Origin of the sequence: Chromobacterium amazonense, from assembly GCF_001855565.1 — a bacterium.
GTDB lineage: Bacteria > Pseudomonadota > Gammaproteobacteria > Burkholderiales > Chromobacteriaceae > Chromobacterium > Chromobacterium amazonense.
The window spans coordinates 200,033-226,630 of record NZ_MKCR01000031.1; the positions used below are offsets into that span (position 1 = coordinate 200,033).

Sequence of the window (26,598 nt, forward strand, 5' to 3'; positions counted from 1 at the left end):
CGCCGTATCTTTTGGTCAATCATGGTCAACAATAGGACAAACAACGCAACAGGACGGCGGCGTGAAAGTGCATTAGAATTAAACGATATGAATACCGATGCCCATGCCGACCAGGCCGCTCCCTCACCCAATCCCCGCAAACCTCGTCGCTGGCTGCGCTGGCTGGCGTTAGCCATTGCCTTGCTGCTGGCCTTCTGGGCTTTTCTGGGCCTGGCGGCGCCGCGCATGCTGCAGCAGGCCGCATCCGATTGGGCGCGCAAGCATGGCCGGCAACTGGCCATCGCCGAGGTTCGCATCGTGCCCTGGAGCATGGAGCTGACGCTGAACGGCGTCGCCCTGCGCGAAACCGACGGCCGCCCCTTGTTCATGGCGCGCCGCCTGTACCTGAATGCCGACCTGTATGCGCTGCTGCTGGGCCGCTGGCAAGCCAGCGAAATCACGCTGGATACGCCGCAGCTATGGCTGGAGCGCGACGCTCAGGGCAAGTGGAACTGGGAAAAGCTGGCGGCCGATATCTCTGGACCAGCCAGACTGGACAGCGGTTCCACCCCGGAGAAACTGCCCCGGCTGAAAATCGACGCGATCAATCTGCGCGGCGGCCAGATCCGCGTCAGCGACCACGAAGTCGGCCAGGCCGAGCGCTTTAAGCTAATGCCGATCAACCTGAGTCTGAGCAACCTGTCCACGCTGGCGGAAAACGGCCGCTACGCGCTGCACGCCGAGCTGGACGGCGGCGGCCGCTTCGACTGGCGCGGCAGCATGCAGTTGCAGCCCTTGCAATCGATAGGCGAGGCCCACATTCATGATCTGCCGCTGGCCGCCGCCTGGGACTATGTCCACCCCTATTTCGCCGTGGAGAAGCCGCAAGGCAGCTTGTCCGTGGACGCGCGCTACCAACTCGACCTCAGCGGCAAGACGCCGGAACTGACCATGTCGTCGCTGAGCGCCAAGCTGCAGAGCTTGAAGCTGAAAGGGCCGGCCGGCAGCGCGCTGGAGCTGCCTGAGCTGAAAGTGGAAGGCGGCGCGCTGGACCTGTCCCACGCCCTGCTCACCGTGGAGCGCGTGGAGCTGAATGGCGGCCGCCTGCGGGCAGGCCGCGACGCGCAAGGACGGCTCAACTGGATGCAGGCGTTTCCATCCGCCCAAACTGCCCAGCCCGCTGCCGCCAAACCCTCGCCCTGGCTGGTCAAACTAGAAAACATCCGCTTCAACGACTGGCGCGCAGCCTGGACGGATGAAACCTACGTCCGCCCCATGAGCCTGGAAACGGCGATTCCGCGGCTGCAAACCAAGTTGACGCTGGAGCCGGAACACGGGTTGCGGCTGGACAACGCCGGGCTGCAGCTGGCGCAGTTCAAGCTCAGCAACGGCGGCGTAGCCTGGCTTGAGCTGTCCCGCGCGGAGCTGTCGCCAACGCGCGTGAGCGTGAAGCGACGAGAAGTGGAAACAGGCGATCTGGCGCTAGACGGCGTGCTGCTGACGCTGCAGCGAGAGCGCGACGGCAAACTGCAGTTGCAGGATTTGCTGGCCAGGCGGCCGCTCAAGACCGCGGCCAAGGCCGCGCGCGAAGCCAGCTGGGACATCGACTATCCAGATGTCGCCTTGCAAAACGGCAGCCTGCGCTGGCGCGACCTGAGCCTGCCCAAACCGCTGGAATATCGCCTGGACAAGCTAAACGGCGAGCTGGAAGCCAAGGATGGCGACAAGCTGTCGCTGGGCCTGTCCGCCCGCGCCGGCAGCGGCGGCTTCAGCGCCAAGCTCGATATCGACCCAGCCAAGCCCGCCGCGCGCGGCAGCGTCAAGCTGGATGCTCTGCCGCTGGCACCGCTGGCCCCATATGGCCTGACCGGCACGCCTCTGAAGCTAAGCGGCGGCGCCGCCAGCGCCGACCTGAAGCTGGACGCGGCCTCCGCCGCCAAATGGCAGCTGTCCGGCCAGCTCCGGCTGGCCAAGATGGCGCTGCAGGAGCCGGGCGAGCCGCTGCCTTTGCTGGGCTGGAACAGCCTGAGCCTGAGCCAGCTGCAGGCCCAGGGCATGCCGCTGAAAGTCAGCATCAACGACGTGCGGCTGGATCAGCCCCGCGCCCGCCTGATCCTGGACCCGCAGCGCCGCCTCAACTGGCAGCAGATCTTCGCTGGCAAACCCGGCGCCAAGCCGGCAGCGGCTCCCGCCACGCAGCTGCCGCAGGTCGACGTGCACAGCATTCACGTGCAGAACGGCGCAGTGGAGTTCGCCGACCACGGCATGACCCCGGACTTCGCCACCCGCATGCACCATCTGCGCGGCAGCATTCAGAACCTGTCCTCCCGCGCCGGCGGCCGCGGCCGCATCACATTGGACGGCGCGGTGGATCAGTACGGCGAGGTGAAAGTGCGCGGCGCGCTGTCGCCGCTTTCGCCCACCGACAGCACCGACATCGTGCTGGACTTCCACAACCTGGCGCTGAACAACCTCAATCCGTACTCGATGAATTTTGCCGGCTGGCAAGTCAAGGACGGCAAGCTGTCGCTGGAATTGCGCTACCTGCTGGATCGCCGCCAGCTCAAGGGCGAGAACCGCATCGTGATCGACTCCATCCAGCTAGGCGAGGAGCTGAAGGGCGACAAAGGCCCGCACCTGCCGCTGCGGCTGGCCGTGGCGCTGCTGGAAGACAGCAACGGCCGCATCGATCTGGACCTGCCGGTGGCCGGCAGCCTGGACGATCCGCAGTTCAGCTACGGCCAGGTGGTCTGGAAAGCCTTCGTCAACATCGTCACCAAGGTCGCCACCGCGCCGTTCCGCGCCTTGGGCGCGCTGCTGGGCGGCGAAGGCTTCGACGACATCCGCTTCGTCGCCGGCGAGGCTCATGTCAGCCCGCCGGAGCGCGAAAAGCTGGACAAGGTGGCGGCCTTGATGGCCAAGCGGCCCAAGATGCAGATCGCCATCGCCGGCGGCTACGCGCCGGACGCGGACAGCAAACAACTGGCGCGCGCCCGCGTCGACTCGGCCGTGCTGGCCGCCGCCGGCCATCCGCCGCTGGAAGACGAGCCGCTGCCGGTGCTGGACCTCAAAGACAAGCAAACGCAATCGGCGATCAAGAGCGTCTACGCAGGCAAGATAGGCCGGCTCAAACTGATGGGCTATCTGTTGAAGCCGGGCGGCCCGTCCGGCGAGGCGCTGGCCAAGCAGCTGCGCGACGAAATGCTGGCCGCCCAGCAGGTCAGCCAGGCCGACTTGCTCAAGCTGGCCGAACAACGCGCGCAGAACGCCCGCAAGGCCATGCTGCGCCACCAGCCGACGCTGGCGGACCGCATCGCGCTGGACGCGCCGCAGAAGACCTCGGCCAACCGCGACGGCGTGGAACTGGCGGTCAAACTCACGGCGAAATAGCGACGCGGCGTTGCGGCTGCGGTACAATCGCAGCCGGCACACAACACAATAGCTTGCGTTTCAACACTGGACGGCGTAACAACATATAGTGTGCTACGCCGTTTTTTCACGCCCACGCAGCCATGCCGTCGTCGTCGAACACCGTTTCAGAAGGATGAGCGTTCCATGCAGCAGGAAAACATCGCCGCCATGGCGGAGCAGGACATCTCGCGCGAGGTGTTGCTGGAGAAATACGCCAAGAACGGCGAACAGAGCGTCAGCGAAGTCCGCCACCGTGTCGCCCGCGCGCTGGCCGCGCTGGAAAAAGATCCGGCCCGTTTCGAGCCGCTGTTTTTCGAGGCGCTGGACAAGGGCTTCATCCCGGGCGGCCGCATCAACTCCGCCGCCGGCACCGAACTGTCCGCCACGCTGATCAACTGCTTCGTGCAGCCGGTGGGCGACTCCGTCTCCGAAACCGAGCACGGCAAGGTAGGCATCTACCAGGCGCTGTTGCAGGCGGCCGAAACCATGCGCCGCGGCGGCGGCGTGGGCTACAACTTCTCGCGCATCCGCCCCAAGGGCGCCCACGTGAAGGGCACCAACAGCCGCGCCTCCGGCCCGGTGTCGTACATGCGCGTGTTCGACCGCAGCTGCGAGACGGTGGAATCGGCCGGCGCCCGCCGCGGCGCGCAGATGGGCGTGCTGGATATCAGCCATCCGGATGTGGAAGACTTCATCCACGCCAAGGACCAGGGCGACCTGCGCAACTTCAATATCTCGGTCGGCGTGTCCGACGACTTCATGCGCGCGGTGGAAGCCGATGGCGACTGGCAGCTGACCCACGCGGTGCCGCCGAACTCCGAAGCCTTCCCGGACAGCTTCCAGCGCGAAGACGGCCTGTGGGTGTACCGCGCCGTGCGCGCCCGCGAGCTGTGGCGGCAGATCATGGCCTCCACCTATGACCACGCCGAACCGGGCGTGCTGTTCATGACCCGCATCAACCAGGACAACAATCTGTCCTATTGCGAAGTCATCGAATCCACCAACCCCTGCGGCGAACAACCTCTGCCAGACTACGGCTGCTGCGACCTCGGCTCGATCAACCTCACCCGCCATGTTCGCGCGCCGTTCGGCGAGCAAGCCAGCTTCGACTTCAAGTCGTTCGAGAAAGTGGTGCGCATGGCCATCCGCATGCTGGACAATGTGCTGGACCTGACGGTCTGGCCCTTGCAGGAGCAACAACGCGAGGCGATGAACAAGCGCCGCGTCGGCCTCGGCTTCACCGGCCTGGGCGACGCGCTGATCATGCTGAAGATACGCTACGACAGCGAGGAAGGCCGCCGCTTCGCCGCCCGCATCGCCGAAACCATGCGCGACGCCGCCTACGACGCGTCGGTGGAGCTGGCCATCGAAAAGGGCGCCTTCCCGCTGTTCGACGCCGAAAAATACCTGGCCGCGCCGCACTGCGCCAGCCGGCTGCCGGCCAAGATCCAGGCGCGCATCCGCAAGCACGGCATCCGCAACTCGCACCTGTTGTCCATCGCGCCCACCGGCACCATCTCGCTGGCCTTCGCCGACAATGCCTCCAATGGCATCGAGCCGCCGTTCTCGTGGTTTTACACACGCAAAAAGCGGATGGCGGACAACACGCAGCAAGAATATCTGGTGGAAGACCATGCCTACCGGGTGTGGCGCATGCAGGGCGGCGACACCGCCAAACTGCCGGATTACTTCGTCTCCGCGCTGGAGATGAGCGCGCTGGACCATATGCGCATGGTGGCCGCCGTCGCGCCCTTCGTCGACACCGCCATCTCCAAGACCGTCAACGTGCCGGCAGACTACCCGTTCGAGGACTTCGAAAGCCTGTACCTGGAAGCCTGGCGCGCGGGCCTGAAGGGCATCACCACCTACCGGCCCAACAATGTGCTGGGCTCGGTGCTGTCGGTGGAGCCGGCGCAATCCGCCGCCGCGCCGCAGGACCTGTCCGGCGCCGCCAGCGATCCGGACCGCCGCGTCACGCTGAACACCGCGCCCACGCCGGCGCTGTCCAGCCTGAAATGGCCGAACCGCCCCAAGCTGAAGGAAGGCAATCCGTCCTGGACCTTCATGGTGGAAGGCGACGCCGGCGATTTCGCCGTGGTGGTGGGCCATATGGAAAACGGCCGCGCCACGCCGTTTGAATGCTGGGTCAACGCCACCGACGAACAGCGCGGCCTGTCCGCCATCGCCAAGACCCTGTCGATGGACATGCGCTGCCGCGACCGCGCCTGGCTGGCCGCCAAGCTGGACGCGCTATCGCGCACCAATGGCGACAAACGCTACCGCTTCGCGCTGGGCGACAAGACCATACACGCCACCTCGGCCGCCGCCGCGCTGGGCCAGGTGGTCCGCTACCGCGTGGAGCAATTGGGCGCGCTGACGCTGGAACCCGGCGAAGCCACGCCGGTGATGGACGCCCTGTTCGCGCGCAAGGAGCCGAAGTCCGGCAGCGACGGCACCATGAGCTGGTCGGTGGATGTGGTGAACCCGCAAACCGGCGACGACTTCGTGCTGTTCGTCAAAGAGCTGGTGCTGCCCAACGGCAAGCGCCGCCCGTACTCGGTGTGGTTGGCAGGCGCCTACCCGCGCGAACTGGACGGCCTGTGCAAGATGCTGTCGCTGGACATGCGGGTGATCGACCCGGCCTGGATAGGCCTGAAGCTGCGCAAGCTGTTGAACTACGCCGAGCCGCAGGGCGACTTCTTCGCCCGCATCCCCGGCATGGAAAAATCGCAGAGCTGGCCGTCCACCGTCGCCTATCTGGCGCGGCTGATCATCCACCGCTACGCCATGCTGGGCGTGCTGACTGAAGAAGGCGTGCCGGTGGAGGAAATGGGCGTAATGGTGCCGGAACAGAGCGACCTGTTCGCCCTGGAAGCGCCGTCCATGCTCAAGCCGCTGGCCGGCAAGGCCTGCCCGGAATGCGGCAACCACGCCTTGATCAAGAAGGACGGCTGCGAGTTCTGCACCGCCTGCGGCCATGTGGGAGCTTGCGGCTGAGTCAGGCTCCATCTTTCAAGCAGGCCCCGCGCCGATACGGCGCGGGGCCTCAGCCACTATCCTTTGACGTCAACAGCCCCTAGTAACCTCAACGCGGGACATACTTGATCAGCAGCTTGTCCAGCTCCCCGGAGTCCTGCATCTGTTGCAGCTCCTGGTTGACCAGCTGCTGCAGCTGCGTGCCCCTGGGGTTCTTTCGGGTGAAAATCATATGGAAGGCATTGCCCGGCATCCCCGGCAGCGGCTTGTGGCCAATTTTGGGGTCGCTGATGATATTGGTGCTGCCCAGCCGGTCCAGCCCGACCAACACCTCGTAATCCTCGGCGAATAAATCAAAACGGTCTGCCAACAGCGCCCGGCCCAAAGTCGGGTAATCGGCCGTGCGCACCATGGCGTCCTTATTGACCGCGGTCAGCGCGGAATAGGCATAACCCTTGATGCCGCCCAAACGATAACGGCCCAGATCGGCCTGGCCCGCAACATTTACGCCATCCGGATATTTGATTTTGGAATAGAACACATAGTAGTGGGTCTGATAATACGGCCTGGAGAACAGAAACTGTTTTTCGCGTTCCGGATTCTTGCTGGCGCTCAGCGCCATCAGATAGGTTTCCGCATTTTCTATCGACGCCAGGCAGCGCTTCCAGGGCAGCAAATTGATCTGAAACGGAATGTGATGCTTGTTGAGAATGGCGGTGATCACGTCTACCGAGTAGCCGGTGATCTCGGCCGTGGCTTGATGGTTGTAACGCAAATAATAGGTGTAAGGCGGCCATTCGTCGCCGTCGTCGCAAATATGCAGCAGGCTGCGGTCCAAGTCCTGGGCCAGGCCCAGCGCAGGAAAAAACAGCAGCGCGGCGAGTGTTGAACGTGTCTTCATGGTGGTTGCCTGCGGCGATACGCTATCTTGATCACCTCAATGTAGACGGCGCGTCAAGCGCTGCCCTATCTTCTGCCTGGTGCGCTTTAGCCTTTCCCATGGGACGCAGGCGGCGGAAGATGCGCCTCAGGCCGAATGCTTGCCGGGGAAAATCAGCGAGCGTCAGGTCGGCTGCAGATGCAGTTGATATAGGAGCCGCCCTGCAGCATATTGATCAGGCCCACGCTGTATTGCGGGTCGAGCGCCAGGCTGCCGTCGGAACATCCGGGCATGCCGTGTTCGCGGACATAATCCGGCGCGACATAATCCGCCCCGTACATGGCCAGATTGCGCTCGCGCATATGCATGTTGCGGGTTTCCATGCCATCCAGCCGCAGCGACAGGCCGTGGCTCCCGAAAAAGGTAACGGAGGCGCGGCATACGCCCAGCCACGTCGCATTGGAGCCGGGCTCGTCGGAAAACTCGCTGACAAGCAGCCTATTGGCGTCGGGATTGCCGCCGCATCCATGCGCCACCAGAAAACGCTGAACGGACCCCTCCAGCGTATCGAAGACAAAAAAGCGAGGTTCAGTCGACGGCAGGCCATAATCCACGACGGCCCAATACAAGAGGCTGGCGCGCGGATAGCGTTCCCTCTGCACCGCCAGCATATCCAGTACTGCGGCATCGGGCAGCGACTCCTGCCGGCACAGCCGCAACAATATTGCCTCCAGTTCGTCCACCCTTGCCCCCGTGGTCTCGTTGCGGCCTGTTTGATGATGCGCCCGTCCATTCGTTTTTCATTCTAGCCGTAGGCCTACACCAGGCAAGCGCAGGGACGATTAGTAAAAACCGCAAACTCCGCCAGCCGCGAACAGTCCAAGCTCGACGCCGCCTGCACGCCTGTCTACAGTAGACGGCAGGCTCAGGATGGGCCGCCATTGAACGATGAGGATTGCGATGAAAGCTTTTGGCAAGAAACCGGACGGCGCGCGGCAGGAGCGGATGCGCGCCTCGCCCATGTGGGCTGGCGACGGCTTCCGCAACATCTATCCCATAGCGCCCGGCCTGCGCGATCCGAATGTGAAAATGCCGTCGCTGAAGGACTTTCTGTGCGGCGGCGAGCGGCGCGTGCCGAACGGGCCGCTGCCCACGCTGGACCCGCGCCATGCCTGGCGCAAACCGCCGGAATCCGGCCTGCGCGCCACCTGGCTGGGCCACTCCAGCGTGCTGATCGAAATCGACGGACTGCGCCTGCTGACCGACCCGGTGTGGGGACCGCGCGCCTCGCCCACCCGGCTGGCCGGACCCAAGCGCTTCCAGCCGGCGCCGGTGAAATTGAAGGAACTGCCGCCGCTGGACTTGGTGCTGGTCTCGCACGACCATTACGATCATCTGGACTATCCCACGATACGCGAGCTGGCCAAGACCCCGGCTCCTTTCGTCACCTCGCTGGGCGTCGGCGCCCATCTGGAAGCCTTCGGCGTGCCGCGCGAGCGCATCACCGAACTGGACTGGTGGGAGAGCTACCAGCACCCCGGCTCCGAGCTCGTCGTCACCGCCACGCCGTCGCAGCACTTCTCCGGCCGCGGCCTGAAAGACCGCAACGCCACGCTGTGGTCCTCGCTGTCGATGCGCACGCCGCGCCATTCCGTCTTCTTCAGCGGCGATACCGGCTTGACCGGCCAGTTCGAGGAGATTCGGGAAAGACTGGGCGCCTTCGATCTGGTGATGCTGGAAGTGGGCGCCCATCACCCAGCCTGGGGCGACATCCATCTGGGCCCCGACAACGCGCTCAAAGCGCTGGAGCTGCTGGGCGGCGGCGCCTTCCTGCCGGTGCACTGGGGCACTTTCAACCTGGCGATGCACGCCTGGGATGCGCCGGCCGAAACCCTGCTGGCCAGCGCCGAGCGGCGCAATGTCCGGCTCTTGATGCCGCGCCAAGGCGAGGCGGTGGAGCCTGCCCATGCCGAACGCGCCGCGCCATGGTGGCGCGGGGTGGATAGCGTCGCCCTGCCCCAAGAGTCCAGCGCGGCAGAGCCCGATGCCGCGGCGCCGAAATCCATGCCCTGGCCGCTGGACTGATCTGCGCCGCAGCCCTAGGGGCTGTTGACGTTTGGGGAGAGGTCGCGCCGGGATGCGTTTTGCGACGAATCGAGGCGTTTCGCGCGCCGCATTTCATTCTCTGCCAGCGCGGAACAACGAAGAGTCGGCACGAAAGGCGCCCGGCCCTGCGGGTTTGGCCGCTTTGGTCCGGAAGCCGCGTTGCCCAGCCCTTGCATAGAATGACTATGCGTCGGACTGTGCGCCTTGCTTCCGGTCCAAATCGGCGCAAACGCGATCCACTCACCAAATGTCAACAGCCCCTAGACCAAAATGTAAAAATCAGAAGTTCATGCATTTTTCCCATTGAGCAATTACTCCAAGCGCGTATATTTCACCTTGCTGATAAGTGATAGCCTTTTTTTAAACCATTTACCTTCCAGCAAGCTGCCGCACTCAATTCGACGGGCATCAAGGAGAAAATGCATGAAGAAGACGCTTACCTCAGTTTCCGCGCTGGCCGTAACGGCGGTCTGCCTGAGCAGCCCTACCGTCCAGGCCCGCGCCTTTGCGCCGTATGTGGACATGACGCTATGGCCGACGCCGCAAATCGACAAGATAGGCGTCAACCAAGGCATTCAGCAGTTCACGCTCGCCTTCGTCGTCGCTCAGAATGGCTGCAACCCGTCTTGGGGCGGCGTGCTGCCGATTCCCGGCGCCAGCAGCGATCAGCAATCCAGCGCCATCAGCGCCGGCATCACCAATTTCCGCGCCAAGGGCGGCGAGGTGATGGTGTCCTTCGGCGGCGCCAACGGCACGCCGCTGCAGCAGGCCTGCACCAGCAATGCCAGCTTGCAGGCTGCATACCAGAAGGTGCTGGACACTTACAATCTGAACCGCATCGATTTCGACATCGAAGGCGGGGCGCAAACCGACGCGGCCGCCAACAACCGCAACTTCGCCGTCGTGGCCGCGCTGCAAAAGAACTACAAGGCCAAGGGCAAAACGCTGCATGTGTCGCTGACGCTGCCGGTGATGCCGTTCGGTCTGACCCAGGACGGGCAGAACGTGCTCAACTCGGCCTTGAGCAATGGCGTGGCGCTGGACACCGTCAACATCATGGCCATGGACTACGGCCAGCACACCGCCGACATGGGCGCGGCCGCCAAGCAGGCGGCGCAGGCGCTGTACGGCCAACTGGACGCCGCCTACAAGGCGCATGGCCAGACGCTGACCGACGCCCAACTGTGGCAGAAGGTGGGCGTGACGCCGATGATAGGCCTGAACGATACCCAGCCGGAAACCTTCACCGTAGCCAACGCCAACAACCTGTACGGCATGGCCAACAGCAATAACTTCGGCGTGCTGTCGATGTGGTCGGTCAGCCGCGACAAATCCTGTCCGGGCAATGGCAGCTATGTGGACTCGCAATGCTCCGGCATCGTGCAGACGCCTTACGCCTTCAGCAATGTGTTCAAGGGCTTCAAGGACCACTGGGGCAGCGGCGTCACGCAGGATCCCAACTATGGCGGCGGCGGCAGCGGCGGCAGCGGCGGCAGCGGCGGACCCGTGAATGGCCAGCCGTGGTCGGCCGGGCAAACTTACAATACCGGCAATACCGTAACCTATGCCGGCGCCACCTGGACGGCCCAATACTGGACCCAGGGCAATACGCCGGGCCAATCCGCGCCCTGGCGGCAAACGGCCGGGCCGCTGCAGTCGTGGAACGTCAACGTGGCGTATCAAGGCGGCGACTGCGCCAGCTATCAGGGAGCCAAATACTGCGCCAAATGGTATGCGCAAGGCATCGTGCCGACGGCTGGGGATCCGTGGTACCGCGCCAACTGATCTCAAGCGTCTTGATCAGCAAGGCCGGGCCTATGCCCTAATGCCGTTCACTTAAGGATTTTCGGGCGACTTTTCTGGCCTTGAGAGCACAGGAATCCACAAAAAAGCACCGTTTCCCATGCATGGAGACGGTGCTTTTCTCTTAAGTGAACGGCATTAGGGCCGAGGCCCGGCCTTTTCGCATGATGATGCGCCTTGGCGCTTGCAAGCCCAGGGTTACAGGCTGGGGAAAGCGAACTGCGAGGCCTCGTGGCTGGCGCGCTGCGGCCAGCGCTGGGTCACCGCCTTGCGCCGGGTGTAGAAGCGCACGCCGTCCGGGCCGTAGGCGTGCAGGTCGCCGAACAGCGAGCGCTTCCAGCCGCCGAAGCTGTGGTAGGCCACCGGCACCGGCAGCGGCACGTTGATGCCCACCATGCCCACCTCCACCGTGTCGGCGAACAGGCGCGCCGCCTCGCCGTCGCGGGTGAAGATGCAGGTGCCGTTGCCGTATTCGTGCGCGTTGATCAGCGCGATCGCCTCCTGCAGGCTGCCCACCCGCACCACGCACAGCACCGGGCCGAAGATTTCTTCCTGGTAGATGCGCATCTGAGGCGTCACGCGGTCGAACAGGCAGCCGCCCAGGAAGAAGCCGCCCTCATGGCCGGGCACCGTGATGCTGCGGCCGTCCACCACCAGCTCGGCGCCGGCCGCCACGCCGTCGGCGATGTAGCCGCTGACCTTGTCCAGGTGGGAGCGCGTCACCAGCGGCCCCATGTCCAGGCCCGGCGACGTGCCCGGTCCCACTTTCAAGGCTTTGATCTGCGGCGTGAGCTTGGCGATCAGCGCGTCGGCGGCTTGATCGCCGACGCAGACGGCGACCGAGATGGCCATGCAGCGCTCGCCGCAGGAGCCGTAAGCCGCGCCCATCAAGGCGCTGGCGGCGTTGTCGAGATCGGCGTCAGGCAGCACCACCGCGTGGTTCTTGGCCCCGCCCAGCGCCTGCACCCGCTTGCCGCGGCGGCTGCCCTCGGCGTAGATGTACTCGGCGATGGGCGTGGAGCCGACGAAGCTGACGGCCTTGACCTCGGGCGCGGCCAGCAGCGCGTCCACCGCCTCCTTGTCGCCATGCACCACGTTGAGCACGCCACGGGGCAAACCGGCCTCGTGCAGCAGGCGGGCGATCAGCAGCGTGGAGCTGGGATCGCGCTCCGACGGCTTCAGCACGAAAGTATTGCCGCAGGCGATGGCCAGCGGATACATCCACAGCGGCACCATGGCCGGGAAGTTGAACGGCGTGATGCCGGCCACCACGCCCAGCGGCTGGAAATCGCTCCAGGCATCGATGGCCGGGCCGGCGTTGCGGCTGTACTCGCCCTTCAGCAGCTCCGGCGCAGCGCAGGCGTATTCCACGTTCTCGATGCCGCGCTTCAGTTCGCCGGCGGCGTCTTCTAGCGTTTTGCCGTGCTCGCGGCTGATCAGCGGCACAATCTCCGCCTCATGCTGCTCCAGCAGTTGCTTGAAACGGAACAGCACTTGCGCCCGCTTGGCCGGCGGCGTGTCGCGCCAGGCGGGAAACGCCGCCTGGGCGGCGGCCACCGCCTGCGCCACGGTGGCGGCGTCGGCCAATTGCACTTCGGCGATGGCCTCGCCGGTGGACGGGTTGAAGACCGGCGCGCGGCGGCTGCCGCCGTCGCAAGCCTCGCCATGGATCAGATGCTGCAAAGTCGTCATTTCAGGATCTCGTTTTATTGGTGACAATCGTTTCAGGCCAGCTTGGCCAGCGTCTCGCCGACGGCGTCGAACAGGCTGTCCAGCTCCTGCTGCGTGGCAGTGAACGGCGGGCCGAACTGCAGCGCGTCGCCGCCGTAGCGGACGTAGAAGCCCTTGCGCCACAGCGCCATCGCCGCCTCGTAGGGCCGCACGATGGCGTCGCCGCCGCGCGGCGCGATCTGCACCGCGCCGGCCAAGCCGCAGTTGCGGATGTCTATCACATGCGGCAAGCCCTTCAGGCTATGGATGCCGCGCTCAAAGTGCGGTGCCAGTTCCGCCGCGCGCGCTACCAGCTGTTCGTTTTCCAGCACATCCAGCGCGGCCATGGCGGCGGCGCAGGCCACCGGATGGGCCGAGTAGGTGTAGCCGTGCGGAAACTCGACCGCGTATTCCGGCGTGGTCTGCGCCATGAAGGCTTCGTAGATGTCCGTAGCTGCGATCACCGCGCCCATCGGCACTGCGCCATTGGTCAGCTGCTTGGCCACATTCATGATGTCGGGCGTCACGCCGAAATATTCCGCGCCGAACATCGCTCCCATGCGCCCAAAGCCGGTGATCACCTCATCGAAAATCAGCAGAATGTTGTGCTGGGTGCAAATGTCTCGCAGCCGCTGCAGATAGCCCTGCGGCGGCACGATGACGCCGGCGGAGCCGGCCATGGGCTCCACGATCACCGCGGCGATATTGGACGCGTCGTGCAGCTCGATCAGCCTCAGCAGGTCGTCCGCCAGCTCCGCGCCGTGCGCCGGCAGGCCGCGGCTGAAGGCGTTGGCCGACAGCAAGGTGTGCGGCAAATGGTCTACATCCAGCAGCGGACCGTACAGCTTGCGGTTGCCGTTCATGCCGCCCAGGCTGGTGCCGGCGATGTTGACGCCGTGGTAGCCGCGGGCCCGGCCGATCAGCTTGGTCTTGGACGCCTGGCCCTTCAGCCGCCAGTAGGCGCGCGCCATCTTCACCGCGGTATCGGCGCATTCGGAGCCGGAGTTGGTGAAGAACACGTGGTTCAGCGCGCCCGGCGCCATCGCCGCCAAGCGCTCGGCCAGCCGGAACGACAACGGGTGGCCGAACTGGAAGCCCGGCGAATAATCCAGCGTCGACAGCTGACGGTATACCGCCTCGGCGATCTCCTTGCGGCTGTGGCCGGCACCGCAACACCACAGGCCGGACAGGCTGTCGAAGATGCGGCGGCCGTCGGCGTCGGTCAGATAATTGCCCTCGCCAGACACGATCAACCGCGGGTCGCGCTGGAAGTTGCGGTTGGCGCTGAACGGCATCCAGTGCGCGCGCAGGTCGAGATGGTCGAATTCGGAACGGGTGGTGAGCGGATGCATCGCAGGCCTCGCTGACAGAAGTATGGCTACAGCATGCGCCGGACATTTGGTGAGTTAAATGCTATCTTTCTTACGTTCAGATTAGATAAAACTCAACCAATGAACCGCAAACCCGCGCTGGGACAAGTCAGCGATTTCGATATCCGCCTGCTGCGGCTGTTCCGCACCGTGGCCGAATGCGGCGGCTTTTCCGCCGCCGAAGGCGTATTGGGCATCAGCCGCTCCGCCATCAGCCTGCAGATGGGCGATCTGGAAAAACGGCTGGGCATCCGCCTGTGCCAGCGCGGCCGCGCCGGCTTCGCCCTCACCGACGAGGGCCGCGAAGTGCTGCGCGCCAGCCAGACCGTGCTGGCGGCGCTGGAAGACTTCCGCAGCGAAGTCAACTTGCTGCACCGCCAGCTGCGCGGCGAATTGAACATCGGCATCATCAACAACTTGGTGACACTGCCCAAGATGCGCATCACCCAGGCGCTGCGGGCGCTGGCCAAGCAGGGGCCAGACGTGCGCATCAATATCGGCATGATGACGCCCAGCGACATCGAAACCGGGCTGCTGGACGGCCAGCTGCACGCCGGCGTGGTGCCGCTGATCCAGCCCTTGTCCGGGCTGGACTACCTGCCGCTGTACGACGAGCGCTCGCAGCTCTACTGCAGCCGCGAGCATCTGCTGTTCCCGCAGCCAGATGAAGCCATCGGCGAGGCGGCGCTCGCCGGCGCCGACGCCATCGTCCCCGGCTACCGGCTGCCGCCGCAGGCCCAGGCCCTGCAGCAGCGGCTGAAGCCGGCCGCCACCGCGTCCGACCGCGAAGGCATCGCCTTCCTGATCCTGACCGGACGCTATATCGGCTATCTGCCGGACCATTTCGCCGCCGGCTGGGTGGCGCAGGGCATGATGCGGCCGCTGCTGCCGGATGTCTGCTTCTACGACGCGCCGCTGGCGCTGGCGGCGCGCAAGGGGCGGCGCGCCAATCTGGTGCTGGAGCGTTTTCTGCAGGAGTTGGAGCGCAGCGCCTGAGCCTCAAGCCAACAACAACAATGCGATGCCCAGCGCCGCCGGCAGCCCCTGCGCAAAGAAAATGCGCCGACTGACAGTCAACGCGCCGAATACGCCGGCCGCCAGCACGCAAGCCAGGAAAAACAGCTTGATCTGAAAGCCCTGCGCGCCCAGCCACAGCCCCCAGGCCAGGCCGGCGGCGAGAAAACCGTTGTACAGGCCCTGGTTGGCGGCCAGCGCCTTGGTTTCCCTTGCTTTCTCGGGCGTCAGCCGGAAAGTCTTCATCCCCAGCGGCTTGTCCCACAGAAACATTTCCAGCGCCAGGAAATACAGATGCAACAAGGCCACCACGGTGATCGCCAGATTTGCCGCCATGCTCATAGGTCTGCCTCCATATCGTTCCCCTCAGGCGGCGCCATGCAGGTCCGCCTCCATTCATTTAGAATGAACAATACACTCCTTACCTCATCTTGACGATGCCACCACACCCCAGCACTTGCCACGGTCTGATCGATACCCGCTTCGGCCCGGTCGCCGCCTGGCTGAACCGCGACGGCGCGCTGATCCGGCTGATTTTCCATCCCAGGCCGGAGCAAATGGCCGAACACGCCTGCCAGCGCGACGACGCGGCGCTGGCCGAGGTAGCCCGCCAACTGGCGGAGTACCAATCCGGCGCGCGGCGCGACTTCGACCTGCCGCTAGACCCGCAAGGCACACCGTTCCAGCAACAGGTGTGGGCGGCGCTGCGCCGCATCCCGTATGGCCACACCATCAGCTATGGCGAGCTGGCCAAGGCGCTGGGCCATCCGGACGGCGCTCGCGCCATCGGCCGCGCCAACGCCACCAACCCCATCGCGCTGATCGTGCCCTGCCACCGGGTGCTGGGCGCCGACGGCAGCCTCACCGGCTACGCCGGCGGCCTGCCGCTGAAAGCCGCGCTGCTGCGCTTTGAGCTGGAGCGCACCGCGCCGCCGGGGCTGTTCAGCGCTTGAAACGCCAGCTTGGGGCCGCCGCCGCTCCTGCGATTTCGCTCCGCCCCCTGCATTTCATCCGCGCCAAGCGCGCTTCATCCCTCTGATTGCGCAGTCCGTCGCATGTCGATGTCGCCCCACGATGCGCTCTCCTACAGTCACATCACACACCAACCAGGAGAGCATCATGACTTACCTCGACATCGCCTCAGCCTTGGACGCCCTCAACCAGTTCTGCCATCATATGCCCTTGTACTTCGCACAGGCGCTAAACGGATTAGCCGCCATCGAATGGGGGCATGCCGTCTCGTCCTTGCTGCTGACCATTCTGGCCTGCAACGCCCTGATCGTGCCCCTGGTATTGATCTGGCTGGCGGTGGACCTGTCCCTGCCCAAGCTGAAGCTGTACCGCCAACGTCTGACCCTGCCGGCCCCGCGCAAAGAGGTGAAAATTGGATAATCAAAACCACACGACGCCTTGGCGTGAGGATTTCAGCATGATCCTGAAAACCATAGAAAAGGGCTGGTGGGGCTTCGTCGACATGGTGGCGCAGCTGGGTTGGGGACGGCTGATGTTGACGCTGCTGCTGATCATGATGCTGGGCGGCATTCTGAATATCGAACACATGACGCTGCTGCTGTCCCTGGTCGCCATCCTGGTGAAGGTGCTGGCCATCGGCAAACACCGGGCAGAGCAAGAGGCGGACCGCGCCATCGCCCGCAGCGAAAAAGCGGAGCAGCAGGCCGAGCTGGAAGCGCTGCAGCGCCAGCTGGCGGAAACGCGGATGAGCGCGCTGCAGGCGCAGATCGAACCGCACTTTCTGTTCAACACCCTGTCCTCGGTGTGCCAGTTGATGGAAACCGCGCCGGACAAGGCGGTGGTCATGCAAAAGGCGCTGATCCGCTATCTGCGCTCTTCGCTGCCGGAATGGCGCGACTCGCCGGGCGAAACCCGCCTGGGACAGCAAGTGGAATTATCGCGCGCCTATCTGGAAATCATGCAGTTGCGGATGGAGGACAGGCTCAAGGTTTGCATCAAGGTGCCGCCGTCGCTGCAAAGCGCCCGTTTCCCGGTGATGATGCTGCAAACCTTGGTGGAGAACGCCATCAAACATGGCCTGGAACCCAAGGCGGAAGGCGGCGCCATCGAGGTGGACGCCAAGGTGCAGGACGGCAAGCTAAGGCTGGCGGTGCGCGACGACGGCGTCGGTTTCCCGGACCAGCCCGGCCAGGGCATGGGCCTGGCCAATATCCGCGAGCGGCTGTCCCTGCTGTACGGAACCGAGGCCGAGCTGGTGCTGGAAGCGCCGGAGGACGGCGGCACGCTCGCCACCATCGCCATGCCGTTTGCCCTGGTTTAACGAGGAAAAACCATGAACACGCTTAGCGCCTTGATCGCCGACGACGAAAGATTGATGCGGGAACAGCTGCGAATGGCGCTAGGCCGGGTCTGGCCGGAGCTGGACATCGTCGCCGAAGCCCAGGACGGGAAACAAGCGGAGGAACTGGCCCGCCAGCACCAACCGGACCTGATTTTTCTGGACATCACCATGCCGGCGCAAAGCGGCATCGAGGCGGCGATCGCGCTAAACGGGCAGTATCCCATCGTGTTCGTCACCGCCTACGATCAGTACGCGGTCCAGGCCTTTGAGGAAGGCGCCATCGACTACCTGCTGAAGCCGGTGGAAGACGCCCGACTGCTGCGCACGCGACAGCGCTAGGAGCAGAAGCAGCCGCCGCTGCCGCAGGATTGGCAAAGTACTTTATTAAAGCTCAGCCGCCAGCTGGACAAGCCGGAATACCTGCGCTGGATACGCGCCTCGGTGGGCAACAGCCTGCGCCTGATCAGCATCGATGAGGTGCTGCTGTTCCAGTCGGACGAGAAATACACCCTGGTGCAAACCGCCAGCTGCGAAGCCCTGATCCGCACCCCGCTGAAGGAATTGCTGCCGCAACTCGATCCCGAGCAGTTCTGGCAAGTGCATCGCGCCACCCTGGTGCGGGTGGCGTCGATAGAAGAAGTGCGCCGCGGCGAACGCGGCCTGCTGCTGAAGCTGCGCGCTTACGGCCCGCTGGTGGAAGTGAGCCGCAGCTACGCCCATCTGTTTCAGCGGATGTAAGCCTTGTCTCAAACGTCAACAGCTCCTACTCCAGCTTGAACGCCAGCGTGGTCTGCTGCAGCCGCTCCGCCACCACCGCCAGCTCGCGCGTGGCTTGCGAGAACACGTCCACGGCCAGCCCGTTTTCCTTGGACATCTCGGCGATGGACTCCACCCGTCCGGCCAACTCGGTGCTGGCCTGGCGCTGCTCGCCCACCGCCATGGCGATCTCGCCGATGGCTGCCACCACCTCGGCCGCCCGCTCCTCCACCGTGCTGATGGTGGCTGACGCGCTTTCCGCCGCCACAACCACGTCGGACACGATCTGCCGGCTGCCGCGCATGCCGTCCACCGCCACCCGCGCGCCGTCCTGGATCTTGCCTATCATATTGGTGATTTCCTGGGCCGAGGTGGTGGTGCGCTCGGCCAGCTTGCGCACCTCGTCTGCCACCACCGCGAAGCCGCGGCCCTGTTCACCGGCGCGCGCCGCCTCGATCGCCGCGTTCAAGGCCAATAGATTGGTCTGATCGGCCACGTCCTTGATCACGGTGGCGATGCTGCCGATCTGCTGCGCCTGATCGGACAGCGATTCCAGGCTCTCCGCGGAATGCGTCACGCTGTCGTTGACCTTGCGCACCCGCACCGTGGATTCCTGCACTTCCTTGTTGCCGGCCTTGGCTTGCTGGCCGGCGTCCGCCGCCTGCTGATTGGCCTGGGCGGCATTGCTGGCGCACAGGTCTATGCTGACCGTCAGTTCCTCGATAGACGCCGCCGCGCTGGAGGTGGCGTTGACCTGCTGGCCAATGCTGGCGCTGACTTGCTCGGTCGACGCCGCCAGTTGCTCCGAGGTGGCCGCCACGCTGCCGGCTGAGCGGATGATCTCGCCCACGGTCTTGCGCAGCCGCTCCTGGGTATCGGCCAGCGATTGCATCATCGCGGCGATTTCGTCCTTGCCACGGGGCACGATCTTGCCGGTCAGATCGCCTTCGCCCATTTTCTCCATCGCCCGGGAAGCGTCTTGCAGGCTGCCGACGATGCCGTTTTGCACCATCAGCCCCAAGGTGACCAGTATCAGCAAGCTCGCCACCAAGACGCCGATGGCGGTATTCCTCACGCTCTGGAAGCTGGCGCGCGCGTCCTCCAAGCCTTTATCCGCCAGTTTGACATTGATGTCGGATAGCTGGGTCAGGATGTCATTGGCGGCCGTGAACAAGGGACGGCACTGCTTGGCCATGATCTGCAAGGCTTTCTTGTTGTTCTCGCCGTTGCCGGTATCGGTGTAGCTCAGCTCGCGCACCTGCTTGCACGGTCCTTCCATCGCCTCCCAGGCCGCGTCAAAACGCTTGAGGCCGTCCACTTCGGGCGGCGTCAATTGAGTCTTGCGGTACTGGTCGAGGAAGCCCTTCATCGTGGCCTCAAACTTGTCGCGGTTGGCCTGCACCTGATCCATCTGCGATTTTTCCGTCTCCGCGATGTAGCGGTAATCGGCGCGATTGACATAGGCGGCGTTCATGGAGGCCTGGCCCAGCCAATAAATCGGGTTGATCATATTGTCGTGCATGTCGGTGGTGAGATCGAACATCTTGGACACGCCGCTCATGCCGTTGGCGCCGATGATCAGCGCGGACAGGATGCCAAGCAGGATCAAACCGAAAATCTTCAGCCGGATGCTGAATTGGGCGAGTAAGTGGTTCACGCTACGCTCCCAGCCATTTAGGTGGATACACATAGCGTTTTAGTCTCAATCAGAACCAATCACCAGTCATGATTTGCGCCGCAAAACGATGCGGCGCGGCAACTAGGGGCTGCCCTCCCGCAAACACTTGCGGTAGAAGATGCGGCTATGTCCTGGCGGGTAGTCTTCCAGCTCGCCGAAGCGTTGATAACCCAGGCTTTCGTAGAACTTGGGCGCCTGGAAGCTGTGGGTATCCACCCATGCGGCAATGCAGCCGCGGGCGCGGGCTTCGGCTTCGGCCTGCTCCATCATTCGCCGTCCCCAACCCTGCCCGCGCGCGCCGGCCGGGGCGGACAGCAGTTCGGTATACAGCCAGCCGCCGCGGGTATAGCCCCACAAGCCGCCCACCACCTGGCCGCTTTCATCCTCAATCCGGATCACCAGCGGCCTATGGTCGCTAGGGCCGGCATGCTCCTCGTTGTAGGCGATCAAGGGCGCCACGATGGCCGCGCGGGTTTCCACTGCCGCCACATCGCTCAACACGGTTTGGTACTGCATGCTTCGCTCGCTTTATTGTCGTTATCAAAAAAAAACAGGGGTCGCCGCATCAATCGCCGACGACGATGCCGATGCCGCGGCCGCGCGGGTCGGAAGCGGTTTCCGTCACCGCGCCGTCCACCCGCACCGCCTGGATGTCGCCCATGCGCCAGCCCTGATCCTGCAGCGTGTAGCCCAGCGCCCGCAACTGGTCCGCCACCGAGCCGGTCAAGGGCGCGTACTCGTCGTAATAAATGGTGTCCTTGGGCAACAACTGGTGATGCACGCGCTGCGCCGCCACCGCCAGCTGCAGCGGCATGTCGAAGTCATACAGATTGTTCAGCACCTGGAAGATGGAAGTGAAGATGCGTGAACCGCCCGGCGTGCCGATCACCAGCGTCACCTTGCCGTCGCGGGTGACGATGGTGGGCGTCATCGACGACAGCATGCGCTTGCCCGGCGCGATGGCGTTGGCGTCCTTGCCCACCACGCCAAAGGCGTTGGCCACGCCGGGCTTGGCACTGAAATCGTCCATCTGGTCGTTGAGCAGGAAGCCGGCGCCCTTGACCACCACGCCGCTGCCGAAATCGAAATTCAGCGTATAGGTATTGGCCACCGCATTGCCCCAGCGGTCCACGACGGAGAAGTGCGTGGTCTGGTGCGGCTCCAGCCCCGGCTGGATGTCCGGCGTGGCGGAGATCGCTCGCGGATTGATCTCGGCCGCGCGGCGCTTCAAGTAGCCCGGATCGACCAGCGCGGCAGTCGGCGCGGCCACGAAGTCCGGATCGCCCAAGTAGTCGGCGCGGTCGGCGAACACGCGTTTTTCGATCTCCGCCAGCAGATGGATATAGCGTGGGGAATTCAGCGCAACGCCGGCGAAGTCCGCCGCACGGTTCTCCTTGATGCCCAAGAGCTGCGCCAGGGCCACGCCGCCGGAGCTGGGCGGCGGCGCAGTATAGATGACGTTGCCGCGCCAGTCTATCCGTATCGGCTCGCGCCAGCGCGCGCGGTAGTCCTGCAGATCCTCGGCGGTGATCAGGCCGTCATCGCGCCGCATCTGCGCCACCAGCAACTTGGCGGTTTGGCCCTGATAGAAATCTGCCGCGCCGTAGCGGGCGATGCGTTTCAAGGTGGCGGCCAGCTCCGGCTGGCGGAAGGTCTCGCCCGCCTTCATCTTGCCGAAGTACTGCGCGAAATTGGTCTTGCCGGCAAACAGTTGCACCGCCTCGCCGCGGTACTGGAACTGGCGGTCGGCCACGATGAAGCCGCGCTCGGCGTAACGGATGGCCGGCTCGACCAGCTGGCTCCATTTAAGCTTGCCGAAGCGCTGATGCGCCTGCCACAAGCCCATCACCGTGCCCGGCACGCCGGCGGCGCGGGCGCCGACCAGGCTCATCTGCGGCAGCACCTTGCCGTCCGCGTCCAGATACATGTCGCGGCTGGCAGCCTTGGGCGCCGTTTCGCGGTAATCGAGGAAATACGGCTTGCCATCCTGATAGATGGTCATGAAGCCGCCGCCGCCGATATTGCCGGCTTCCGGATAGGTGACGGCCAAGGCGAAGGCGGTGGCCACCGCCGCATCCACCGCATTGCCGCCGGCCTTCAGCACATGCGCCGCCACCTCGGCGCCGTAGCGATCCGGCGCCGCCACCGCGCCCTGGCCAGCAGAAGCCGGCAGGCCGCACAGCAGCAGACAGCCAACAGTGAGCAGACGAAACAAGACTTCCTGGCGCATACGCTTCCTCCACGATTTCAATTGCCGACAACATGCTTATGCCATCAATCGCCGCGCCAAGCCAAATGTTTTTCATATCTTGACGGCGGCGCGCCATCCAGCGCCGCGCGCAATGCCCTCACCTCGTCCACCGCCGTTTCCTTGCGCAAGTATTCATCGGCGCCCGGCGCGCCCATGCTCAAGCCCGGCTGGCGATAGCGCATGCCGCTGGCCACCGCGGCGCGCGCCGAGGCGTGGAATTCATGGCAGCCGGTGCGGCGCGCCAGCTCGGCGATATTGGCGGCGCGTACCCCTGCGCCCGGCATCACGATCAACCGTTGGCCAGCCTGCTGGCGCAACAGGGCCAGCAGGTCTGCGCCATCCAGCGCCGTGGCGGCCTGGCCGGAGCTGAGCAGCCGCGCGCAGCCGGCGGCGATCACCTCTTCCAGCGCGCTGATTGGATCGCGCGCCATGTCGAAGGCGCGGTGAAAGGTCACGCTCATCGTCCCTGCCAGGCCGACCAGCTCGCGCGTGCCCGGCCCGTCGATGTCGCCATCGGCCGTCAACATGCCCAGCGCCACGCCGTTTACGCCCAGCTTGCGGCACATCTCGATGTCGCGGGCCATGGTTTCGAACTCCAAGGCCGTGTACAGAAAATCGCCGCCGCGCGGGCGGATCAAGACATTGAGGTCTATGCCCAGGCTATCCCGCGCCAGGGCCACCATGCCGTAGGACGGCGTGGTGCCGCCTTCCAAGAGGTTGTCGCACAGTTCCACCCGCTGCGCGCCGCCCTGTTGCGCCGCCAGACAGGACGCCAGCGAACCGGCGCAGATTTCCAGAATCGATTGCATGGCTTTCTCCTTTGCTTACCCTATCTGACTGACTCTCCATACGCGGCAAAGGTGCCGCCCAAAGGCAAAAAAAACGCCGACACGCAGTGCCGGCGGCGGTCAGGGAGAATGACGCGATGAAAAAATCATGTGACTTTCAGCCCGCGGCTGGCGAACAGCGCGCGCGCGTGCGCGGCCTGCGCCGCGGTGGGAATCGGGGTATCGTTCAGCTGGTATTCCATGCCCAGCTGCGCCCACTTGTCCTTGCCCAATTGATGGAAGGGCAGCACTTCCACCCGCTCCACCAGATCGCCCAGCTCGGCCACGTAGTCGGCCAGGCGCTCGATGTCGGCGTCGCCATCGGTCAGGCCCGGCACCAGCACGTAGCGTATCCACATTTTCTTGCCAAGCCGCTTCAGGCGCTGGGCGAAGTCCAGCGTCGGCTGCAAGGGTTGGCCGGTGAGCGCCAGGTATTTGTCGGGGTCGGAATGCTTGATGTCCAGCATCACCAGGTCGACATCGTCGAACCATGCGTCCGACACCCGCTCGTGCAGGAAGCCCTGAGTGTCCAGGGCGGTGTGCAGGCCATAGCGTTGCTTGATCTGATGGAACAGCTCGCCGACGAACTCGTGCTGCATCAGCGGCTCGCCGCCGGAAATGGTGACGCCGCCGGCGAACTTCAAAAAGCGCGCGTAGGTGGCCACTTCGGACAACGCCTGCTCCACCGTCACCTGGCGGCCGTTATGCAGCTTCCAGGTATCCGGGTTGTGGCAGTACAGGCAGCGGAACTGACAGCCCGAAACGAAAAACACGAAGCGCATGCCGGGGCCGTCCACGCCGGCGCCGCTCTCGGTAGAGTGCAGATAGCCTATGGTTTCGGCTTTATCGGATGCTTCGCTGTGGTTTGCGGCAATAGGTGGGGTCATGCCGTTTCTCCGGTGAATCTTGTGAAAAAAGCGGGACTTTCCTTTCGGACCGCCCCGCCATTGATGCGATGGTGTTTCCGCGCGGGCAAGCCTTGCAGCCTGCCCGCCCTGCCTTTTTTTCAGCTTACATCTTGCCGTGGAAGGTGCGGTTGATCACGTCCAGCTGCTGCTCGCGCGTCAGCTTGACGAAGTTCACCGCATAACCGGACACGCGGATGGTCAGCTGCGGGTACAGCTCCGGGTGCTCCATGGCGTCCAGCAGGGTTTCGCGCTTGAACACGTTCACGTTCACGTGGAAACCGCCGCCGGCGATGTTGCGCTCGCCGTCGCAATCGAACGGGGTGCAGTTGGCGCTGCTGAACTCGGTCGGGTGGGCCGAGCAGAAACCGTCCAGGCAGTTGGCCAGGTTGACGATACGCTCTTCAGCAGTATGGCCCAGCGCGTCCGGCGTCGCCGAAGCGGTCCAGCTGATGCCGTCCAGCGCGGAGTCGTACGGCAGCTTGGCCACGGAGGCGCCTGCCGCCACAAAGCCCTTCACGTCGCGGCCGTTCATCGGGTTGGCGCCCGGGGAGAACGGTTCGCCGGCGCGGCGGCCGTCCGGGGTGTTGCCGGTCTTCTTGCCGTACACCACGTTGGAGGTGATGGTCAGCACCGACTGGGTCGGCTTGGAGTCGCGGTAGAAGTACGGCTGGGCCTTGATCTTGTCCATGAAGGACTGGGTCAGCCACACAGCGATCTCGTCCACGCGGTCGTCGTTGTTGCCGAATGCCGGGTATTCGCCTTCGATCTTGTAGTCAACCGCCAGGCCATCTTCATTGCGGATGATGTGAACCTTGGCGAACTTGACGGCGGACAGCGAGTCGGCGGCCACGGACAGGCCGGCGATGCCGCAAGCCATGGTGCGGACGATGTCGCGGTCGTGCAGCGCCATTTCGATGCGTTCGTAGGCGTACTTGTCGTGCATGTAGTGGATGCAGTTCAGCGCCTTGACGTAGGTGGCGGCCAGCCAGTCCATCATCTTCTCGAACTTCGGCATCAGTTCTTCGTAAGTCAGCACGTCGCCGGTGATAGGCTCGAAGCCGTGGGCCACCAGCGCGCCGGACTTCTCGTCGCGGCCGCCGTTGATCGCGTACAGCATGGCCTTGGCCAGGTTGGCGCGGGCGCCGAAGAACTGCATCTGCTTGCCGATCTTCATCGCGGACACGCAGCAGGCGATGCCGTAGTCGTCGCCCCAGTACGGCAGCATCAGGTCGTCGTTTTCGTACTGGATGGCGCTGGTGTCGATGGACACCTTGGCGCAGAAGTTCTTGAAGCCTTGCGGGAAGCGGGTGGACCACAGCACGGTCAGGTTCGGCTCCGGCGCCGGGCCCAGGTTGTACAGGGTGTTCAGGAAGCGGAAGCTGTTCTTGGTCACCAGGGTGCGGCCGTCTTCGCCCATGCCGCCGATGGATTCGGTCACCCAGGTCGGGTCGCCGGAGAACAGTTGATCGTATTCCGGGGTGCGCAGGAAGCGGACGATGCGCAGCTTGATCACCAGATCGTCGATCATTTCCTGGGCTTGCTCTTCGGTCAGCACGCCGGCGGCGATGTCGCGCTCGATGTAAACGTCCAGGAAGGTGGACACGCGGCCGAAGGACATGGCGGCGCCGTTCTGTTCCTTAACAGCGGCCAGGTAGGCGAAGTAAACCCACTGGATGGCTTCGCGGGCGGTGGCGGCTGGGCGGCTGATGTCGTAGCCGTACTTGGCGGCCATCTGGCGCAGTTCGTCCAGGGCGCGGAACTGTTCGGACAGTTCTTCGCGTTGACGCATCACTTCGTCGGTGAAGGTCACGTCGTTCAGTTCGGCGAACAGCTGCTGGCGTTCCTTGCGCAGGAAGTCGGTGCCGTACAGCGCCACGCGGCGATAGTCGCCGATGATGCGGCCGCGGCCGTATGCATCGGGCAGGCCGGTGATCACGCCGGACTTGCGGCAAGCCATGATTTCCGGGGTGTAAACATCAAACACGCCCTGGTTGTGGCTCTTGCGATACTTTTCCCAGATTTCCTTGATCACCGGATCCAGCTTGAAGCCGAAGGCTTCCAGGCCGTTCTCCACCATGCGCAGGCCGCCGTTCGGCATGATGGCGCGCTTCAGCGGAGCGTCGGTTTGCAGGCCGACGATCACTTCATTGGCTTGATCGATGTAACCCGCGTCGTGAGCGGTAATGGAAGAGGCGCGGTCGGCCGAGACATCCAGCACGCCCTTGGCGCGTTCTTCTTTCAGCAGCACACCCAGGGTATCCCACAGCTTCTTGGTGCGCTCGGTGGCGCCAGCCAGGAAGCTGTCGTCGCCTTCGTACGGCTTGTAGTTCAGCTGGATGAAGTTGCGTACATCGACCTTGCTCTGCCACTCGCCAGCGACGAAATCGCGCCACGGGTTGGCTTGAGCTGCATTTTGAGTGATGGCGTCCATCTGGGGCCTCCTTACTTGGCTTGGTCCGGTAACGTGTTAGATATTGAACACATGGTACATTCGGAATCGAAAATTTCGTTTGATCTTGATCAAGTAGCGCCCCGCTTGAGGCGCGATTTCGATCCTGCAGCGCAACATGCCAACCGCCTTCAACATCATTGATTTATCAGTGATTTATAGCAAA

21 protein-coding genes are annotated in these 26,598 nt (G+C 64.3%); 10 read left to right on the forward strand and 11 right to left on the reverse strand.

The features are described from left to right. Positions 1-87: 87 nt before the first annotated feature. Positions 88-3,369, forward strand: coding sequence for a DUF748 domain-containing protein (locus tag BI343_RS14595; RefSeq protein WP_071110229.1), 3,282 nt, complete (start codon positions 88-90; stop codon positions 3,367-3,369). A 165-nt stretch (positions 3,370-3,534) separates the two neighbouring features. Beyond that, positions 3,535-6,387, forward strand: a complete 2,853-nt coding sequence (locus BI343_RS14600; RefSeq protein WP_071110230.1) for an adenosylcobalamin-dependent ribonucleoside-diphosphate reductase — start codon at positions 3,535-3,537, stop codon at positions 6,385-6,387. A gap of 88 nt (positions 6,388-6,475) precedes the next feature. Here BI343_RS14600 and BI343_RS14605 read toward each other — a convergent pair whose 3' ends face one another. Then, the gene (locus BI343_RS14605; RefSeq protein WP_071110231.1) at positions 6,476-7,267 is read right to left on the reverse strand and encodes a substrate-binding periplasmic protein; all 792 of its coding nucleotides are present in this window, start codon (positions 7,265-7,267) and stop codon (positions 6,476-6,478) included. A 152-nt stretch (positions 7,268-7,419) separates the two neighbouring features. Further along, positions 7,420-7,968, reverse strand: a complete 549-nt coding sequence (locus BI343_RS14610) for a murein L,D-transpeptidase catalytic domain-containing protein (protein WP_139165756.1) — start codon at positions 7,966-7,968, stop codon at positions 7,420-7,422. Positions 7,969-8,206: 238 nt separating this feature from the next. Here BI343_RS14610 and BI343_RS14615 point away from each other — a divergent pair, with 238 nt between their 5' ends. After that, complete coding sequence (locus tag BI343_RS14615; RefSeq protein WP_071110233.1) at positions 8,207-9,331, forward strand: MBL fold metallo-hydrolase; 1,125 nt, start codon at positions 8,207-8,209, stop codon at positions 9,329-9,331. 444 nt (positions 9,332-9,775) lie between these two features. After that, a complete protein-coding gene (locus BI343_RS14620) occupies positions 9,776-11,137 on the forward strand; it encodes a chitinase (RefSeq protein ID WP_071110234.1) in 1,362 nt (453 codons plus the stop codon). 216 nt (positions 11,138-11,353) lie between these two features. Here BI343_RS14620 and BI343_RS14625 read toward each other — a convergent pair whose 3' ends face one another. Next, entirely contained in the window at positions 11,354-12,847 is a 1,494-nt protein-coding gene (locus tag BI343_RS14625) for a CoA-acylating methylmalonate-semialdehyde dehydrogenase (RefSeq protein WP_071110235.1), read from the reverse strand. A gap of 32 nt (positions 12,848-12,879) precedes the next feature. Continuing rightward, entirely contained in the window at positions 12,880-14,217 is a 1,338-nt protein-coding gene (aptA, locus tag BI343_RS14630; RefSeq protein ID WP_071110236.1) for an omega-aminotransferase AptA, read from the reverse strand. Between the two features lie 99 nt (positions 14,218-14,316). On the opposite strand from aptA, the gene BI343_RS14635 reads away from it, so the two are divergent. Next, entirely contained in the window at positions 14,317-15,231 is a 915-nt protein-coding gene (locus BI343_RS14635; protein ID WP_071110237.1) for a LysR family transcriptional regulator, read from the forward strand. Between the two features lie 3 nt (positions 15,232-15,234). On the opposite strand, the gene BI343_RS14640 is transcribed toward BI343_RS14635, so the two are convergent. After that, entirely contained in the window at positions 15,235-15,591 is a 357-nt protein-coding gene (locus tag BI343_RS14640; protein WP_071110238.1) for a DUF1304 domain-containing protein, read from the reverse strand. A gap of 95 nt (positions 15,592-15,686) precedes the next feature. Between BI343_RS14640 and BI343_RS20625 the strand changes: the two genes are divergently transcribed. The 5 genes from BI343_RS20625 to BI343_RS20475 all read left to right on the forward strand — a co-directional run bounded on the left by BI343_RS20625 (position 15,687) and on the right by BI343_RS20475 (position 18,301). After that, entirely contained in the window at positions 15,687-16,202 is a 516-nt protein-coding gene (locus BI343_RS20625) for a methylated-DNA--[protein]-cysteine S-methyltransferase (protein WP_071110239.1), read from the forward strand. Between the two features lie 166 nt (positions 16,203-16,368). Then, positions 16,369-16,641: a hypothetical protein gene (locus BI343_RS14650; protein WP_071110240.1), complete on the forward strand. Its 273-nt coding sequence runs from the start codon at positions 16,369-16,371 to the stop codon at positions 16,639-16,641. 37 nt (positions 16,642-16,678) lie between these two features. After that, positions 16,679-17,542, forward strand: coding sequence for a sensor histidine kinase (locus tag BI343_RS14655; RefSeq protein ID WP_071110241.1), 864 nt, complete (start codon positions 16,679-16,681; stop codon positions 17,540-17,542). A gap of 12 nt (positions 17,543-17,554) precedes the next feature. Next, positions 17,555-17,902 (forward strand): LytR/AlgR family response regulator transcription factor, encoded by a 348-nt coding sequence (locus BI343_RS20470; RefSeq protein WP_244886664.1) that lies wholly within the window; start codon positions 17,555-17,557, stop codon positions 17,900-17,902. 102 nt (positions 17,903-18,004) lie between these two features. Next, a complete protein-coding gene (locus tag BI343_RS20475) occupies positions 18,005-18,301 on the forward strand; it encodes a LytTR family DNA-binding domain-containing protein (RefSeq protein WP_244886665.1) in 297 nt (98 codons plus the stop codon). Between the two features lie 25 nt (positions 18,302-18,326). Here BI343_RS20475 and BI343_RS14665 read toward each other — a convergent pair whose 3' ends face one another. The 6 genes from BI343_RS14665 to pflB all read right to left on the reverse strand — a co-directional run bounded on the left by BI343_RS14665 (position 18,327) and on the right by pflB (position 26,414). Then, complete coding sequence (locus BI343_RS14665; RefSeq protein ID WP_071110242.1) at positions 18,327-19,976, reverse strand: methyl-accepting chemotaxis protein; 1,650 nt, start codon at positions 19,974-19,976, stop codon at positions 18,327-18,329. A gap of 102 nt (positions 19,977-20,078) precedes the next feature. Next, positions 20,079-20,513, reverse strand: a complete 435-nt coding sequence (locus BI343_RS14670) for a GNAT family N-acetyltransferase (RefSeq protein ID WP_071110243.1) — start codon at positions 20,511-20,513, stop codon at positions 20,079-20,081. Between the two features lie 49 nt (positions 20,514-20,562). Next, positions 20,563-22,227 carry a gamma-glutamyltransferase gene (ggt, locus tag BI343_RS14675; RefSeq protein WP_083340989.1) on the reverse strand — a complete coding sequence of 555 codons (1,665 nt, stop codon included), beginning with the start codon at positions 22,225-22,227 and terminating at the stop codon, positions 20,563-20,565. A gap of 44 nt (positions 22,228-22,271) precedes the next feature. Next, positions 22,272-23,057, reverse strand: a complete 786-nt coding sequence (locus tag BI343_RS14680) for a copper homeostasis protein CutC (protein ID WP_071110244.1) — start codon at positions 23,055-23,057, stop codon at positions 22,272-22,274. Between the two features lie 125 nt (positions 23,058-23,182). Continuing rightward, complete coding sequence (gene pflA / locus BI343_RS14685; RefSeq protein WP_043623368.1) at positions 23,183-23,962, reverse strand: pyruvate formate-lyase-activating protein; 780 nt, start codon at positions 23,960-23,962, stop codon at positions 23,183-23,185. A gap of 124 nt (positions 23,963-24,086) precedes the next feature. After that, the gene (pflB, locus tag BI343_RS14690; protein ID WP_071110245.1) at positions 24,087-26,414 is read right to left on the reverse strand and encodes a formate C-acetyltransferase; all 2,328 of its coding nucleotides are present in this window, start codon (positions 26,412-26,414) and stop codon (positions 24,087-24,089) included. Positions 26,415-26,598 lie beyond the last annotated feature (184 nt).